Origin of the sequence: Cuspidothrix issatschenkoi CHARLIE-1 (genome assembly GCF_002934005.1) — a bacterium.
Taxonomy (GTDB): domain Bacteria; phylum Cyanobacteriota; class Cyanobacteriia; order Cyanobacteriales; family Nostocaceae; genus Cuspidothrix; species Cuspidothrix issatschenkoi.
This window is the reverse complement of sequence record NZ_PGEM01000104.1, coordinates 1-17,114: the sequence shown is the minus strand read 5'-3', so window position 1 is coordinate 17,114 and position 17,114 is coordinate 1. Positions and strand designations below refer to the sequence as shown.

The window sequence follows — 17,114 nt, the reverse complement described above, 5'->3', positions numbered from 1 at the left end:
ACTTTTATTTCTCTAAATTTTTAAATTTGCTTTAATGTCGAATGTGGATCATAAGATAAATGCAACACAGTTTATTTATCAGTGCAAACAAAAAAACCCCCTTGGGGGGGACTGTAGGTTATTCGAGTAGAGTGAACAACTAAGTAATAAATACCTAGAGTAAATACAGTAATCCGAACAAAATAAGCCAAATTACGTCTACAAAGTGCCAGTAAATTTCCGCCGCTTCAATCCCGAATCTTTTTTCGCTGGAGTAGTGTCCGGGAGTAAGCGATCGCCACAAAACCGCTACAATTGCTAATACACCGATGGTCACGTGCAAGCCGTGAAAACCGGTTAAAACATAGAATGAACTGGCGAATAAATTGGTAGTCAGACCAAACTCTAAATGAGTGTATTCATAAACCTGACCTGCTAAGAAAATAGCCCCCATAACTGCGGTAATTGCTAACCAAATCCGCATTCCCTTCGTATCATTCTTTTTGATCGCAGTATCAGCATTGTGCATGACAAAACTACTAGCGACCAGAATAGAAGTATTGATTGTCGGTAACAACAGTTCTAAATCTGGTGTTCCTGCTGGTGGCCAGACAGGGATAGTAGAACGGTAAGTCAGGTATGCACCAAACAAACCCATAAAAATCATGCCCTCAGCCACCAAAAACATAAATAGACCGAATAAACGATGATCTGGATGTTCTTCGTGATGAGAAACTGCTGTGTGATGGTGATTTAATTCAGTTTTCGCCGTGTCAATAGTTTGACTTTGCATAAATTGGTAATTGGTAATGGCTAATTGGTAATTGGTAATGGGTTAAAGGTTTTTTAATTTCCTTTTCCCCCTTTACCTTTCACCCTTGTCTCCTAAACTGCTGATTCCGCTTGGGGAGTTAATACAGGTTTAGTTTCAGTCCGTTCTTTACTCATGCCGTAATCGTAGGGGCCTGTAGTTAAAACGGGAAGTTGTTCAAAATTCTCAATTGCTGGTGGGGAAGTAGTTGTCCATTCCAAAGTCAATCCTTGCCAAGGATTATTACCCGCTTTTTCCCCATATAACCAAGACCAAATGGCATTAATTAAAAACGGTAATGTAGAAATTGCCAAGATATAAGACCCGTAGGTGCAGATTTCATTCAAACTTGTGAACTTGGGATCATATTGGGCGATACGGCGATTCATCCCCATGAGTCCGAGTTTGTGCATGGGTAAGAAAGTCATATTTAGACCAACGATAGTGAGGGCAAAATGTACCTGACCCCAAAACTCGTTCATTTTCCGTCCCGTCATTTTGGGGAACCAGTGGTAAATAGCGGCAAAAATTCCTAACACACTGCCACCAAATAAAACATAGTGCAGGTGTGCCACCACAAAATAAGTATCGTGAACGTGAACATCAAAAGGAACTGAGGCCAACATTACGCCACTAATACCACCTATCACAAAAGTTGCTAAAAAGCCGATAGCAAATAACATGGGACTATTGAGGCGGATTTTACCCCCCCAGATAGTGGCTAACCAACCAAAGATTTTAATGCCCGTGGGGACAGCAATGATCATGGTGGTGATCATGAAAAACATCCGCAACCAACCGGGGACACCACTGGTAAACATATGATGCGCCCAGACGATTAAACCTAAAAAGCTGATAGCTAGGGATGAAAAAGCGATCGCTTTGTAGCCGAAAATAGGTTTACGGGCATGAACTGGGAGAATTTCTGAAATTGTGCCAAAGAACGGCAAAATCATGATGTAAACAGCCGGATGGGAATAGAACCAGAACATATGCTGGTACACCACCGGATCTCCGCCCCCAGTCGGGTTAAAAAATGTTGTTCCTGCCAACAAGTCAAAACCCAGCAAAATCAAAGCCGCCGCTAATACTGGTGTAGATACCAGCGCCAAGGCCGAAGTTGCCAACATTGACCAGCAAAACAAAGGCATTTCAAACAGCCCCATACTAGGAACACGCATCTTCAAAATGGTGACGAGAAAATTAATCCCCCCCAAAATTGAAGAAGTTCCCAATAGCAAGACACTCATAATCCAAATTCCCTCTCCCACCTGGCCTGTCATCAAACTCAAAGGTGGGTAGGAAGTCCAACCAGCATCGGGTGCATCACCTATCACCAAACTTGCAATCAGTAAGAGACCTGCGGGGGGGATCATCCAAAAAGCCACCGCATTGAGGCGGGGAAATGCCATATCTCTAGCCCCAATCATCAGGGGGATCAAGTAGTTAGCAAATCCAGCGCCGGCAGGAACAATCCACAAAAAAATCATGATTGTGGCATGGAGAGTAAACAAGCTGTTGTAGACTTCAGGAGTGACAAAATCTACATCAGGAGTGCGTAATTCTGTCCGCACCAAATCAGCCATGACACCGCCAATGCAGTAAAAAATAAACGAGGTGACTAGATATTGAATCCCAATCACCTTATGGTCTGTACTAAAACCAAAAAAGTCATACCAACGCCTTTCCCCATGTTCTTCCACAGGTTTGGGGCTATTATCCGTATTTTGTAACTGTACTTGTGTCATATTTTAAAGAAGGAGTCACTGAGTCAGGAGTATGGCTAAGGCCACGCTATGCTATTAGGAGTTCAGGAGGGAAGAAGAAGGAAATTTCTCCCCTGCTCCCCCCTGCCTCTTATTTTGTAACTGCTGCAACTTCTGTAATTAGTCAACTACTTAATTTGATGCAGAATTTCTGAGTTGATCCCCATCTCCTTGGTGTAGGGAGAGAGAAATTCATCGCTAGTTATGTCCAGGGGATTCATTGCTACCGCTTGATTTGGGGTATCTTTACTAGCAACTAGCTGTTCTTGCATCCATTGATCAAAAGCTTCCTGTGTCTCGACCACAACTTGGGTTTTCATTGCTCCATGATAGGGGCCACATAGTTCAGCACAAATTAATTCATAATCACCGGCTTTTCTAGGGGTGAAACGGAGATTTGTCTGTCTACCAGGAATGGCATCCTGTTTTATGCGAAATTCTGGGATCCAAAAGGCGTGGATGACATCATTAGCTGTCATATTGATTTCTACGGTTTTGCCAATGGGAAGATGAAGTTCACCAGTGGTCACGCCTGTTTCGGGATAGGTGAATAACCAAGCATATTGCAGCCCGGTGACATCAACAGTTAATTGTGGTGGAGAGGTTTTCTGTTGCTCTGAGAACTGTACAGGTGTTGCTGTGTTACCAGATCTATGGTCTAGGGTGGCAGCCATGGCTGTACCCGGCATAGTCATGGACTCTTCCATCATGGGAGAACCGTGACCACCATGGGGATCAAAGCCGCCAATGTTGGTATAGACATCAAAACTGTAAATGGAAATACCCAGAACGATAATTGCAGGGATCGCCGTCCAGAGTATTTCTAGAGGCACATTACCTTCAATTGGTAATCCATCTTCATTATCACCAGCCCGGCGACGATATTTGATAACAGAGTAAATTAAAACACATTCAACGATTAAAAATATGCCTGTGGAAACAGTCATCATCGCGTTGAATAGTTCATCTACCAAAGGTGCTTCATCGGAAGCCGCCGTAGGTAAAAGACCATGATTTTGACCATACCAGATACTAACGAGAGTGAGGACAATGCCAATGAGTAATGTCCAGATTGCACTTGGAATTTTCACGGCTTATTTTTTAATGAATTGACTACTTGATCTTAAAGTGACTTCAATTATGAGAGTGACTCTATTTACTAAGGTAGTGCAGCCTATCCGATATATTATCCGTTGGTCTGAAATCTTTATTAATTTTTTCGATTAAGATCACAATTTTGAGTACAAGAGAGATAAGTTGTACAACCTGCAAATAATAGATGACCTTTAGTAAAAAAATTTAAGGAAAATTTTAGAAAATCCCCTGAATTCCCATTGATTAATCATTTCCATCTGCAAAAAGCACAAAATCTTACAGCTAAAACTAGCTAAAGTGATCCAAAGTATAAGGGAAAGCTGATTTCGAGATTCTGACCGCGTGGTTAGGGTGAGTAGAGATTGGTATTAACTCAAAATAGAAAATTTTCAACTTCAAGCACAAGCACCTCAGAAGGTATTGTTAATGAACGAGTTTGTCCTAGAACAACAAAATGAAGAGGCTTCAATTGCAAAACAGCCCCAGGATATGATTCGTCACTTGGTGTGGAAAATATGCGTAGCCACCTTAATTTTGATGGCTATAGGCAGTGCCACCAGAGTGATGAATGCTGGTTTGGCTTGTCCTGACTGGCCTTTGTGCTATGGGGAATTAGTTCCAGCCAAGCAAATGAATCTCCAAGTGTTTTTGGAGTGGTTTCATCGCCTAGATGCAGCTTTAATTGGCTTGAGTGCGATCGCTCTAGGCAGTCTATCCTGGTGGCATCGTACCTCTTTACCCAAGTGGCTACCCTGGGCATCTACATTTGCCCTATTTTTAATTGTCTTCCAAGGCATTTTGGGAGGACTAACTGTAACTGAATTGTTGCGGTTTGATATTGTTACCGCCCATTTAGGAACAGCACTACTATTTTTCACCACTTTGTTAATTATCGGTACAGGTCTGACTCCCTATCAAGGAACGGGAACGGTGGGCAAGTTACCCCTAGTGGGTTTTACTGCTGCTGTTTTTGTCTATTTACAAAGTTTACTGGGTGCGTTAGTTGGTTCTCGCTGGGCTTTGCATCAATGTTTTGCCGGGGATCAGCTTTGTGATGTGATGTACAGCCATATTTTTGGTTTAGTACCACCAACTATCGCTACTTTGGCAGTCGTTTTTATGTCTTGGCGGACTCCCGCATTGCATCCTGTGTTGCGGAAACTGGCAAATATGGCTGGTGGCTTGTTGATTTTACAACTGTTATTGGGTGTGGCCACCTTCAGGTTACATCTACAAGTTGAACCTCTCACTGTTTCTCATCAAGCTATTGGTGCAACTTTACTCGGTACTTTGGTGGTATTTACGGTTTTATCCATCCGGGATTGGTTAACTCATCGGGAAGTACAGGCCGCGCTCACCACAGCAAGTCATGGCGCAAACTAGACCAAGGTTGACCGAAGAATTTTAGATTTTAGATTTTGGATTGGGAATTTTCGATACAAGCCCTTCAGAATCGGTGACTCCTGCCATAGCAGATCAGTTCTTGAAACATAAGGAAAAAGACCTAACATGATTGAGACTAATGTCTCTCGTCGTCACCACGACACATTTCTCCAAGTCGTTCAAAGTTATTACCAACTGACTAAACCCCGAATTATTCCCCTGCTGTTAATTACTACTGCTGGGAGTATGTGGATCGCCGCTAAGGGTGAGGTAGATCCCTGGTTGTTAATTATCACGATGATCGGTGGCACTTTAGCAGCGGCCAGCGCCCAAACCATTAACTGTATCTATGACCGAGATATAGATTACGATATGGAGCGCACCCGCCACCGTCCCATGCCTTCGGGTAAGGTACAACCCCGTGATGCTTTGATTTTTGCGATCGCTCTAGCTGTACTTTCTTTTACTCTCCTCACAGTTTTCGCCAATCTCCTGGCTGCCTTTTTAGCCTTCTCTGGCATCATTTTCTATGTCTTAGTCTATACTCACTGGCTTAAACGCCATAGCACTCAGAATATCGTTATTGGCGGTGCTGCGGGGGCGATTCCCGCTTTAGTGGGTTGGGCGGCGGTGACAGATACTTTAAGCTGGGCAGCTTGGCTAATTTTTGCGATCGTCTTTTTGTGGACACCACCCCATTTCTGGGCTTTGGCTTTAATGATTCGTGATGATTACGCTAAGGTGGGAATACCGATGTTACCTGTGGTAGCGGGTGATAAGGCAACTGTACGGCAAATTTGGTTTTATACGGTAATTACCGTAACTGCTACAATCTTATTGTTTTATCCCTTACACGCTAGTGGCATTGTCTATGCTGTTATTGCCTTAACGTTAGGTGGGGTATTTGTCCATAAGTCTTGGCGCTTGTTACAAAATCCCGAAGATAAAACCATAGCGCGGGAATTGTTTTTGTATTCCATTTCCTACATGATGCTATTGTGTTTGGGAATGGTAGTGGATAGTTTACCTGTGACTCATCATTTACTGAGTACAGCGTTTGATTACTTGCATTTGTCCTAGTCAAAATTCAGTGAAGTCGGGGATCTGGGTGCTATAGCATTGAGGAAATAAGATCCCCGACTTCTTTTATTTTTTGTGTCCATAAATTATAAATTGATGTCATACCATTTCTTTGTAAAGTTGCATATAATTTACCCCCCGGCTTCACCATCCTCCCCTTAGCTACGGTCTACACACAAGTAATCGAATTTAACCAAGCCCTCACCGAACTCACCCTTCTCAGAGACATTCTAGTGGAATTGGTGGTACCATTTGTATGTCAGATGCGATACAATAGAATGCAGAGGAAGTATATGCTGAATAGTATAAGCTTAAGTGTTATTACCAGCAAATTTCTATATATGTATATGAGAGTAAGTGGGAGAGTAAAATGGTCACCATTTTAATTATTGAAGATGAAAATCAAATTAGAGAGAATATCCGTGAAATATTGCATTTATTCGACTTTGATACGCTAGTTGCCGAAAATGGCTTGGTAGGTCTGGAGATAGCTAAAAATCAACATCCTGATTTGGTTCTTTGTGATTTGATGATGCCTGAATTAGATGGGTATGGTGTGTTATATCACCTGCGTCAAGATAGTTATACGGCAACAATTCCTTTAATTTTCTTAACTGCCAAATCAGAGTGGTCAGATTTACGCCGAGGGATGGAACTTGGTGCTGATGATTATCTCACTAAACCTTTCCAACCAGATGAACTACTACAAGCAATTACTACGAGACTGGAAAAACAATCTATAGCTGAAAAACAAACTGAAGAAAAACTGAAGAATTTAAGCACTTCTATTAGTCAATCCCTTCCCCATGAAATTAATACTCCTTTGAATCATATTATCAAATTATCCAAGTTATTGATTGAAGATGGGGGATTATTAGCTAATGAAGAAAATTTAGAAATGTTAAAATCAATTCATGACTCAGGATTAAGACTGCATCAATTAACTCTAAATTTTCTGATGTATGCAGACTTAGAATTATTAGCATCTGACCCTCAAAAAATTGCTGAACTTCGTAATAATGGATGTAAAAGTTATATCAAATCAATTATTGAAAATATAGCAGTAAAAATTTCAGAAAAGGTGAATAGATTAGCAGATTTAAGTATAGATATTCAAGAAGCAATAGTCAATATCTCTTCTGCTAAGTTGAGTAAAATAGTTGAAGAAATAATTGATAATGCTTTTAAGTTTTCTCAGCCAAATACCCCAGTGAAAATTAGAGGCTTTGTTAGTAATAATAAGTTTCATTTATTTATTATTGACTACGGCAGAGGTATGACCCAGGAAGAAATTACAAATCTTGGTGCTTATGTGCAGTTTGAACGTAAAATTCATGAACAACAGGGTTCAGGTTTAGGGCTATCAATTGCTAGGAAGTTGGTAGAACTCCATGGAGGAGAGTTTTCCATTGAAAGTATCCCTGAAAAACAAACAATTATTAGGATTGTTCTTGCTAAATCAAGATAGAAGCAGATGTTCAAACTTTCAAGAAATAAATTATCCAATCTTGTGGGATCGGCTAGAAGCCCATCCAAGTTGAAGATTAGGCCAGATGTCTAACCCACAAGAATTAATTGCAGGACTTACGCAAAATAGAACGAAAGTAGGGGTAATACCCTTCGGGAAGCAAGCTACATGAATTACCCCTACAAAATAATCAGGGTTGCAGTTACATCTTGCGTAAGTCCTAAATTGAATATTTTTTCATTTGCAAATCCCTAATGCTGGGAGAGAGAACCTTGTAAACCCAGATTACCCTGTAACCCACCAGTGTGGATTAATAACAAAGATTGTGATTTTAAAAAGCCTTTTGCAATTAAATCCATGACTCCATAAAACATTTTTCCCGTATAAATATAATCTAAAGGGATATCATATTGGGTCTGAAAATCCTGACAAAATAGTTTTAATTCTTTCGTTACTTTCCCATAACCTCCGAAATGATAATCACATACCAGTTGCCAAGGGGCGGGAGAATTAACTGGTGTCGGTAAGCCAGAATTAAGATAATTTGTTAATAAGTTATTGATATCTTGATTGAGAAAATCTCCATCTTTTAAAACAGGAAACCCAATCACTTTTTGTTCTTGATTTAATGAAAGTGCGATTCCTGCTAAGGTTGTTCCTGTACCGCAAGCTAAACAAATAGTATTAAATCCTTTCACTGTTTGTAATATTTCTATACAACCCCGCATACCATTTAAGTTAGAACCACCTTCAGGAATAATAAATACCTCTCCAAATTGCTGTTTTAACTGATTTTGTAATGCCTGTGTATGGCGTTTTTTATATGTGTGCCGATCAATATAGACTAATTCCATCCCCTGTTCTGTAGCAAATTGTAAAGTAGGATTTAAGGGTGTATTTTCTTCTCCACGAATTAAGCCAATGGTGCGGAAACCAAAAATATTTCCCCCGGCCGCAGTAGCATAAATATGGTTAGAATAAGCACCACCAAAGGTGAGAATTGTAGAAATATTTTTCTCTCTAGCTTCTAAAAGATTATATTTTAGCTTATACCATTTATTACCGTTAATTTTGGGGTGCATGATATCTAAGCGTAAAATATATAACTTAACACCTGCATTAGTCACAATTTCATTATCAATTTGTTGAATAACTGGCGGAAAAAAAATTGACGACATTTCCAAAACAAGTTAAGCTTTTCTAGAATAGTATAAACTATCAAAGTTATAAAAATATACACTGATTATGGGGCTTAGATAGCCGCAGTTTAAAGTTAGAAATTACGGAAAGTGTAGCTATGGAAGATGTGGAAATTGCGATCGCTATGTTGTTACAATCGAGAAGTTTGGCGTTGCTGATTTGATGTATGAAAATGATTTTTGATGATATCCAACGTCACTTTTTCTTTATTGTCCTTTACGGTTGAATACTTTTATGTCTAGTCAACGTCTAATTCAAAGTATATATACAGATGGTGCTTGCACAGGCAACCCTGGCCCTGGTGGTTGGGGTACGGTAGTTTATTTTAATGATGGTTCGGTGCATGAAATGGGTAATTCATCCCAGCACACCACTAATAATAAAATGGAAATGCAAGCAGCGATCGCCGCCTTGGAATTTTTTAAATCTTCTGGACAAAATCAACCTATTAGTCTGCATACCGATAGCGAATATTTGATTAATTGTGTAACCAAATGGGTGAAAGGTTGGAAAAAGAACGGCTGGAAAAAGTCAGATGGTAAACCTGTACAAAACCAAGACCTCTTAGAAACTTTAGATGAACTAAATAGCAAATTAGTCAAATGGGAATACGTTAAGGGACATTCTGGTAATATTGGTAACGAACGCTGTGATGCGATCGCTCGCTCCTTTGCCAATGGCAAAATCCCCAAGTTACAACAGTTAGTATCACAAATGCTTAATGAAACTTTACCAAAAAATAGCGAAATAAGCGTAGTAAAAGTATCTGATTATCCAATAAACTCTACAATAATTAATAAAAATACACTGCAAAGCAGTTCTGCTGCATCAAATATTACCACTATGGAACCATTTACCGGGCCAAATGCGGCTACAGGCAATGAACAACCTACTGAAATCAGGGTTTCACAACTTCGTCACTTGGTAGAAACCTTGCGTATAGCAGACGAAATTGCTGAAAAAGGCTATCTCATCACCAGTTCTGAATTAGCAGACCTCATGGGTGTCCATTCTAGCGCCGTTACCAGCCGGGGAGATGAATGGCGTTGGCGAAATTGGATAGTTTCACGGGTAAGACGTGAAGGTAATCAAATTCTTTGGGAACTTGAACGAGGGGACAAGCTAGAAAAAGAAGTAGAATGAGGCAAAAAGATCCCCGACTCCTATGAGCAATTTATCATTTATGGACACAATCAATAAAAGAAGTCGGGGATCTGGGCATGAACAAGTGCGATAGCGTTTGTCTATTGCTATAAATTGTTAAACCTCCCCTAAATCAAAATTTTTTACGTTCAAATTACAAACTCGCCAAAATCTCCAACTTCTCACGCCAATTTTCATTGTACCGCAGAGTTAAAATTTGATAACTAGCATTATATATGAGATTATCGCGCTGAATTTTATCTTGCTTTTGCTGTTCGGGGCTATCATGAACTGAACCATCACAAAAGAGAGCGATCGCCTCTTCTTTATACACAAAATCCGGTTTACAATTAGCTTCAGGAATTAATAATTGTGCAGCATCCGGTAATTTATACCCCCGTTCATATATTACTTGTAAAACTTCCCTTTCCAGATCAGAGTTGGGATCTGTTTGGGAAAGCAACTTTTGATATTTTTCACTGCGGTCTATATCTGATATTTCTACGGTACTTGTTTGTAGTTCATCTAATAAAGGTTTAATTAGATGACGATTAATTAAGGGATGGTCAAATTGATTTCTGTAGGAAAGTAAACATTCATAGCAAGCTTGTACACAACTATCCTTTGGTGTTTGAAAATGACAGATATCTAAAGCAGCATGGGCAACTTTGATAAAAGCATCCGTTTGTTTTAATAGTTGAGATAAAACCCCTGCACCACCTTCTGATGCTTCCCAAAATAGCAAGTATTTTCCTTCTCCTAATCTTTCCGAGTCCAGTTCATCTGGTTCTAATTTATAAACTGCTTGAATAGCTGTTTCTAGAGTATGTTGGAGTGTGGCAATAAACGCTTCTTTGTTGTCTTGACTCACATCTAAAGATTCAATTACAGGTTCAATTACCAGAATATTGCAAGTGTCACTTACCATTAAATTTACTTCAGTATGTAACGTTTCTAGAGGTAAATTTATTGGTAGTGAGTTGGGTTGTAAATTATTTTTTGCATCTCCCCAAATACCTGTTTTAGTATCTAATTTAAACCCTCTTTCTTCGGTGTTTTTCTTCAGTCCTCTGTTAATGCGCCAAATAGTTGCTGTAGCTCCATAGGTTAATTTGAATAGTGGTGTATTATCTGCTGCTAGAACTGTAGCAGATTCTTGTTTTTGATGTGCATAACGGAAATGGGTAGTAATGTTATAACCATATTTCAATCTTTCTTCTTCATCGCAGGTAATACGTTCTCTTCTGCGAGTAAATACTGTGTCCATTGACAATACACGATTTAATTTAGCTAGGTTTTGCAGACTATCAGGTTTAATTTTTGCCCCGCAGTTTTCACAGTTATCACGGGAATCATCTCGATGGAAATAACCACAATTAAAACAACAGCTTACTTGTTGATATTGACTTTCAATACCACCCACAGGTACTTTAGTTTTTGACACCATGAATTTACTACCTTCATAGTAAATAATGTTGTTGGGTGCAAATTCCCTTAAAGCGACAACACGGGGACGGGAAATAAAGTCACCTCCATCATTAGTGGGGATAAATGCTCTCACAGGTAAACGGGGGAAATTAAACCCTGGTAAAAATCCTTCAGCAGCAAAGTAGCGGTAGGGATAAAATTCAAATTCGCTATTACTTTTACCTTGGTTTTGTCCTACCAGTAAATCTATTTGTCGTTGCGCTTCTCGTGCTTGAGCTTCAGCATTTTTACGTTCTTCATCGGTAACATAACCAGCAGCAGAACGACTAATTATGATGTTAGCCTGATCTCTTTGTTTGACAGCACCATCATAAAGTTCACGCCACCGCTTGCATTTTTTATCAAAGGTATTTAGGGCATTTTCTAAGGTAAATTGTAGCCAATGCACAGAATACCAAGAAGCTTTTTGTAAATCACTTTGACAAAAAGTATCTGCAAGTATTGACTGAGTAGCTTGCAGACATTCAGCTAATTTAGCCGGACTAAGTATTAATTGTTGACGGATACTTTCTTTCAGGGGATAATCAGTAACATATAAATCAAGAATTTTGTTCATAGCGTCATCTAAATAGACTCCTGTATGTGCTAACCAAATTGAATAAACATGGGATTGAACTAAATCTTGATTAGCTAATTCTAACTTGGGTGGAGCAACAGCACCAGCTACCATTTGCTGTTGACGTTGGAAGAAATATTGATCATGTCCACTACCAATAGCTGCATAGGTAATAACTAATGCTTCCTGTCCACTACGTCCCGCGCGTCCACTGCGTTGGGCATAATTTGCAGGACTGGGGGGAACATTCCGCAAATGAACTACACTCAAATCTGAAATATCTATACCTAATTCCATTGTTGGGGAACAGAATAAACTCGCTAATTCTCCTTTTCTAAATCTTTCTTCCCGTTCTTGACGGTCTTTAGTTTTAACTTGTCCTGTATGTTCTCGTCCTTCCATTGTTTGAATAGTTTGGGCATTAGTTTGGTACAATTCTTGAAAGAATCTGTTAACAGGTATTTTTCCATCCTCTTGACCCCGTAACCGCTTAGACGAAAGAGGGTCGGGAGGAATTTCAGTTAATATTGTAAATTTCCATACTAGGGAACTAATTTGTAATTGAATACCATTTTTAGTAGTTAAAAAACCACCATCAGCTAAGGCTGCAACGAAGGTACTAATTAAACTGTTGTACTCTATTTCCGTTAATGATTCACTGCGTAATGACCAAGCTTTAGGAGAACGTAAAAACAGCCCCACTTTACTTCTACTGGTTAATTTTACCGGGGCTTTTTGTTGAGATTTTGGTTTATAATTACCATCAATAATTGCAAATTTGGCAAAATGCAATTGTTCATTTTCATCAAATACCCAAGGTTCTTTAATTGCTTGAGAAATATTCCGTAAAAAAGGAATTTCCTCACCATTAATTAACTTAGCATCAATAGCTAATTCCCGACGGAGATGATTTAATAAAGCTAGGGCAGCAGTCAATCTTTCTTGAGGAGTTGCTTGTAATAAAACTGGATGACGGTGTTTATTCCAAATAGCTTTATCTGTACAAATTTCCTCTAAACCATCATATTCAATTACCAAAAGTCCGCACTGTTCTAAATTAGGTTGAACAATACGCCATCCTCTGCGTAAGTCTTCATAAAGACGATATTCAATTAAGTCTTGAAAAGCTTTTTCATTTTTGCGTTTACCAGGATTAAATTCTGCTGGTTCTTGAGAATAATCTTTTTGAGATATTCCCATTTCTTTAATAACTTCACTCACTAATTCACCATGAGTAAGTTGTCCTTTATTTCGCAATGCACCTAATAAAGCAGCACGTAAAAAACTGGTTTGCACAAAATCGTTAAAATGTCCGGCTTGTAATGAGGCATCTTGGCGGTTATCGGTGAAACTAAGAATTTTGGCAGCTTGGGCTTTTTCCCCTGTGAAAACTTGTTTTAAACGGCTGACAGTGGATAAACAGAGGAGAGTTGTAGCGGTACTGCGTCCTTCACTACTCAAGCGGGAAAGTTTAGAAAATTCGTTTTTCTTTCCATCATGAACTACACCACAATTTAAGCACACGCGAAATGGTCTAGGAACAAACCAACAAGTTTTACCTTGTAATGCGGAAGTGGTAACTTTGCCGTTGGGGAGAATTTGTAATTTTTGGGGAATGAATTTAGCATAATCTTTTTTAGGAACTCGTCCTTTCTTTTTGGTTTCGGTAAACCAGGAGTCAGGAAGTCTTTCTTCATCTTTATAAGCATCCCAAAGTCCTGGTTCATCTAAGGTAATATAACCAGCTTGAATATCAGTATATTCGGGACTCATATCTAATGCTGTGGGAAGTTGGGGAAAAACTATTTGTTTGTCGTTATTGTAATTTACTACATAATAATCATGTCCACATTCCCGACAAAAGACGAGGGGATAAAGTAAACGTTCTTCTGTGGTGGTATATTGTCCTTCTAGGGTGAGGAAGCGTTTTTGGGGACTTTCAATGGTAGAGTAAACGCTACCACCTTGGGAGATAAATTGATGAAGTCGAAAAGCTAAACCTTTAACTTTACTTCCCCATAAAAACATCTGTTTGAGGATATGGAGACAAGTTTCTGGGGTAAGTTGAGTTTCATTAGCTAATGCTTCTGCACCTACTTCTAGGGTGATGGGTGTACGTCGGACAAGATGACCTTGTTTATCTTCTAAACCAAAGGTCATTTCTATCCAGTAACTTACAGGATGGTTTTGGAAATTCTCTAATGTTTGTTCTGTCTCTGGTGGTAAACCTTTTTCAATGCTTTCTCGTAGTTCTGTAATGGTAGGTTCAGAACGTTCGATGGAACGTTCTAGGGTTTCATCAATAACATTATCAGGTTTAATTTCGACACCAAATAATTTACTCGCTACATCTGCAACTACTTGACGACGTTGTGCGCGTGTTCCCTCTGTGGACATGGTAGCACTTGTACCAATACATAATAATTCGTAATTGTTATTATTTCCCGACTTTCCATTATTCCCAATTTTTCCGCAACGTTGGCGGAGTTTTCTAATTAAAATGGCTACATCTGCTCCTTGTCTACCTCTATAAGTATGCAGTTCATCTAATACTAAAAATTTTAATTCTGGGGATGCAACAAATTTTTCTTCTTGTGTGCGGGAAAGCATTAATTCCAGCATCACGTAGTTAGTTAATAATATGTGGGGCGGGTTATTTTGGATTTCCGTTTTTATGGTTGGAATCTCTTGTCCGGTGTATTTAGCAACGCGAATATGACTATTAGGAACGTTATTAAGAAATTTCTTTAATTCTTCTTCTTGGGAGTTGATCAGGGCATTCATCGGATATACTAATATTGCCCTCACTCCTTTAATTTTTGGATGTCGCAATAAGTCATCAAAAATGGGGACAAGATATGTCATGCTTTTACCTGAACCTGTACCCGTTGTTAATATGTAGGGTTCTTGTTTTTGGGCAGTTTCAAAAGCTTGTTTTTGGTGGTAGTGGAACTTAAAAGGTTGACCGTTTCTAGAAAAATATGCAATACAATCAGGATGGAGAATACCGTTATTAACTAATTCATTGACCGTTGCACCAGGACGATATTTAGGATTTAATTGTACTAGGGGATTTGTCCAAAGTTGTCCTTTTTCAAGTTCTTGATTGACAAATTCTCTAACTTTATGATCACGGATTTTTAAGAAGCTTTCTATATAACGGCGATAATCGCCTATAATTTGATTACGGAAGTTGAATATATCAAGAGAATCGGTAATTGATGATTGGTAATTGGTAATTGTAGAAGGTTGGGGTGTGCGTCCTAAGCGTTGATCAATATGTGCTATTAATTGGTTGGTAAAGGTTTCTGTGAGGGTGTCGGTATTAAAGATTTCTGCGATTTCTGGATAGTCCCACTCTGGGGGAATATGGGTGAAAATTAGGTTTAGTTGTTCGGGGGTGAGTTCAACAACATTTGTACAGTCAACCAATGCTAAGTTTTGTCCCAGGAGGGTACTAATTGATAGAATTGCTGCTTCTGTTTGTGGGATGAGTTCTTGAAGTTTAACTGGGATTTTCATAATTCGTATTTTTGGTAATTGGTAATTGAGTATAACGGAGAATTTTATCACAACTAATTAAAATATCATTGCAATAAAGTTTTAAGCTACGCGACATAAATAGCGTCCTTTTCTACAGCATCAATAATTTGAGGTTTCAACATTTTTTTAGTCACTAAATCAACAGATAAAGATAAGTTATCTTCTAAGAAAAATTTTAAGTCCATATATTTATCAAAGGTAACTTTCCCTTGAAATTCTACTAATAAATCAATATCGCTAGTAGTTTTTGCTTCATCTCTTGCATAAGAACCAAATAAAGCTAAGGAAGTTACACCATAACTTTTTATGGTGATTAAGTTTTTTTTGAGGAAGTTAATTAAATATTCTCTGTTCATAACTTGTAATTATTTCGTCAGAATCAGGATATCCAGGATGAAAGGATTCACAGGATGTTTTTTGATGATTAAATAATTGTATTAATAAATTGCCTAGTTGAATAATCTTTTTAACATAATTTAATCTTTTCATATTTGATTATTTCCAAATAACATCCTGTACATCCTATAATCCTGGTTATCCTGATTCTGACAAAATAATATTAACTTTTAGTTTTTAATGTGTTTAGATCCCGGACTTCTTTGAGAAGTCCGGGATCTGGGTATCCAGGACGTGGGTATCTTAGTCATCATCAAGTAGGAGTTTACGAAAGTTATCGCTATGAGGTAATTTGTCATCTGTTAAAAATTTTCGATATTCTGTTTCATTATCTATTTCCATTTTAATATAGTTCATTGCAGGTAGTTTTCCTGGTCTTAGTCCTGCATATTCTAAATAACTGGAAAATTCCCATTCTTCTATTTTATCAACTATTCGCGCTTTGATGGGGTTTAAATGAATATAACGGACAAGATTAACTAAATGTTCTGTTTCCGCAACATGAATATTTTGAAAACGTCCTTGAAATAATACTCCTGAACGATTAAACCTTTTATTAATTGCTTTTGTATAAGCTACGGAAAGTGATTTCATTGCGTCAGATAGGTTTTCATCTTTTAAATATAGTAGAAAATGATAATGATTGGGCATTAAACAATAAGCTAAAATATCTACATGATTGATAAGATGTAGTTTGATTAGTTTTAAGAAATATATATAGTTATCCCGTTCAAAAAAAATGTTTTGCCGGTTGTTTCCACGATTATAAATATGGTAAAAATTATCAGATTTTAATGGTGTTTTTCTTTGTGGCATTTTTACATCTCCTTGTGGTGTTTCAGATCCCGGACTTCTTTGAGAAGTCCGGGATCTTGTGGTGATCTTGTGGTGGGGTGTTTAGATCCCGGACTTCTTTGAGAAGTCCGGGATCTTGTGGTGAGGTGTTCAGATCCCCTTCTTTGAGAAGTCCGGGATCTTGTGGTGAGGTGTTCAGATCCCCTTCTTTGAGAAGTCCGGGATCTTGTGGTGAGGTGTTCAGATCCCGGACTTCTTTGAGAAGTCCGGGATCTTGTTGGGGATCTTGGGTGTGAAATAACCCGCTATCATTAGCCATGTCAAACATACGCATAAATGAAATACCCCAGGGGTTAATTCCTGTTTTCTCATTTTCTAAAACTGGCACATTTTGATATATCTTTTTAGTTA

General features: G+C 38.6%; 11 protein-coding genes and 1 pseudogene. 4 read left to right on the top strand and 8 right to left on the bottom strand.

Translation table 11 applies throughout. The annotated features are described in order from the left end of the window. Positions 1-154: 154 nt before the first annotated feature. From CUN59_RS14285 to CUN59_RS14275, 3 genes are all read right to left on the bottom strand, one after another. Positions 155-772 (bottom strand): cytochrome c oxidase subunit 3, encoded by a 618-nt coding sequence (locus tag CUN59_RS14285; RefSeq protein ID WP_104388472.1) that lies wholly within the window; start codon positions 770-772, stop codon positions 155-157. Positions 773-864: 92 nt separating this feature from the next. Further along, positions 865-2,538, bottom strand: a complete 1,674-nt coding sequence (ctaD, locus tag CUN59_RS14280; protein WP_104388471.1) for a cytochrome c oxidase subunit I — start codon at positions 2,536-2,538, stop codon at positions 865-867. Between the two features lie 146 nt (positions 2,539-2,684). Beyond that, positions 2,685-3,647, bottom strand: a complete 963-nt coding sequence (locus tag CUN59_RS14275) for a cytochrome c oxidase subunit II (protein WP_104388470.1) — start codon at positions 3,645-3,647, stop codon at positions 2,685-2,687. Between the two features lie 430 nt (positions 3,648-4,077). Between CUN59_RS14275 and CUN59_RS14270 the strand changes: the two genes are divergently transcribed. From CUN59_RS14270 to CUN59_RS14260, 3 genes are all read left to right on the top strand, one after another. Next, positions 4,078-5,034 carry a COX15/CtaA family protein gene (locus CUN59_RS14270; RefSeq protein WP_104388469.1) on the top strand — a complete coding sequence of 319 codons (957 nt, stop codon included), beginning with the start codon at positions 4,078-4,080 and terminating at the stop codon, positions 5,032-5,034. 126 nt (positions 5,035-5,160) lie between these two features. Continuing rightward, positions 5,161-6,114 (top strand): heme o synthase, encoded by a 954-nt coding sequence (locus CUN59_RS14265; protein ID WP_104388468.1) that lies wholly within the window; start codon positions 5,161-5,163, stop codon positions 6,112-6,114. A 370-nt stretch (positions 6,115-6,484) separates the two neighbouring features. Next, positions 6,485-7,582: a hybrid sensor histidine kinase/response regulator gene (locus CUN59_RS14260; RefSeq protein WP_104388467.1), complete on the top strand. Its 1,098-nt coding sequence runs from the start codon at positions 6,485-6,487 to the stop codon at positions 7,580-7,582. Between the two features lie 251 nt (positions 7,583-7,833). Here the strand turns inward: CUN59_RS14260 and CUN59_RS14255 are convergent, their stop codons facing one another. Continuing rightward, positions 7,834-8,760: a 1-aminocyclopropane-1-carboxylate deaminase/D-cysteine desulfhydrase gene (locus CUN59_RS14255; RefSeq protein ID WP_104388466.1), complete on the bottom strand. Its 927-nt coding sequence runs from the start codon at positions 8,758-8,760 to the stop codon at positions 7,834-7,836. A gap of 256 nt (positions 8,761-9,016) precedes the next feature. Between CUN59_RS14255 and rnhA the strand changes: the two genes are divergently transcribed. After that, positions 9,017-9,925: a ribonuclease HI gene (gene rnhA, locus CUN59_RS14250; RefSeq protein WP_104388465.1), complete on the top strand. Its 909-nt coding sequence runs from the start codon at positions 9,017-9,019 to the stop codon at positions 9,923-9,925. Between the two features lie 154 nt (positions 9,926-10,079). Here the strand turns inward: rnhA and CUN59_RS14245 are convergent, their stop codons facing one another. From CUN59_RS14245 to CUN59_RS21755, 4 genes and pseudogenes are all read right to left on the bottom strand, one after another. Further along, positions 10,080-15,491, bottom strand: coding sequence for a DEAD/DEAH box helicase (locus CUN59_RS14245; RefSeq protein ID WP_104388464.1), 5,412 nt, complete (start codon positions 15,489-15,491; stop codon positions 10,080-10,082). A gap of 86 nt (positions 15,492-15,577) precedes the next feature. Next, positions 15,578-15,868 (bottom strand): nucleotidyltransferase family protein, encoded by a 291-nt coding sequence (locus CUN59_RS14235; protein ID WP_104388463.1) that lies wholly within the window; start codon positions 15,866-15,868, stop codon positions 15,578-15,580. A 283-nt stretch (positions 15,869-16,151) separates the two neighbouring features. After that, positions 16,152-16,724, bottom strand: a complete 573-nt coding sequence (locus tag CUN59_RS14230) for a transposase (protein ID WP_104388462.1) — start codon at positions 16,722-16,724, stop codon at positions 16,152-16,154. Between the two features lie 22 nt (positions 16,725-16,746). Next, positions 16,747-17,114 (bottom strand): annotated as a pseudogene (locus CUN59_RS21755) (hypothetical protein); the annotation flags it as partial.

Bases quoted from the DNA above. Each gene is read 5' to 3' on its own strand.
- CUN59_RS14285 (WP_104388472.1), bottom strand. From the start codon at position 772: ATGCAAAGTCAAACTATTGACACGGCGAAAACTGAATTAAATCACCAT.
- ctaD (WP_104388471.1), bottom strand. From the start codon at position 2,538: ATGACACAAGTACAGTTACAAAATACGGATAATAGCCCCAAACCTGTG.
- CUN59_RS14270 (WP_104388469.1), top strand. From the start codon at position 4,078: ATGAACGAGTTTGTCCTAGAACAACAAAATGAAGAGGCTTCAATTGCA.
- CUN59_RS14265 (WP_104388468.1), top strand. From the start codon at position 5,161: ATGATTGAGACTAATGTCTCTCGTCGTCACCACGACACATTTCTCCAA.
- CUN59_RS14260 (WP_104388467.1), top strand. From the start codon at position 6,485: ATGGTCACCATTTTAATTATTGAAGATGAAAATCAAATTAGAGAGAAT.
- CUN59_RS14255 (WP_104388466.1), bottom strand. From the start codon at position 8,760: ATGTCGTCAATTTTTTTTCCGCCAGTTATTCAACAAATTGATAATGAA.
- rnhA (WP_104388465.1), top strand. From the start codon at position 9,017: ATGTCTAGTCAACGTCTAATTCAAAGTATATATACAGATGGTGCTTGC.
- CUN59_RS14245 (WP_104388464.1), bottom strand. From the start codon at position 15,491: ATGAAAATCCCAGTTAAACTTCAAGAACTCATCCCACAAACAGAAGCA.
- CUN59_RS14235 (WP_104388463.1), bottom strand. From the start codon at position 15,868: ATGAACAGAGAATATTTAATTAACTTCCTCAAAAAAAACTTAATCACC.
- CUN59_RS14230 (WP_104388462.1), bottom strand. From the start codon at position 16,724: ATGCCACAAAGAAAAACACCATTAAAATCTGATAATTTTTACCATATT.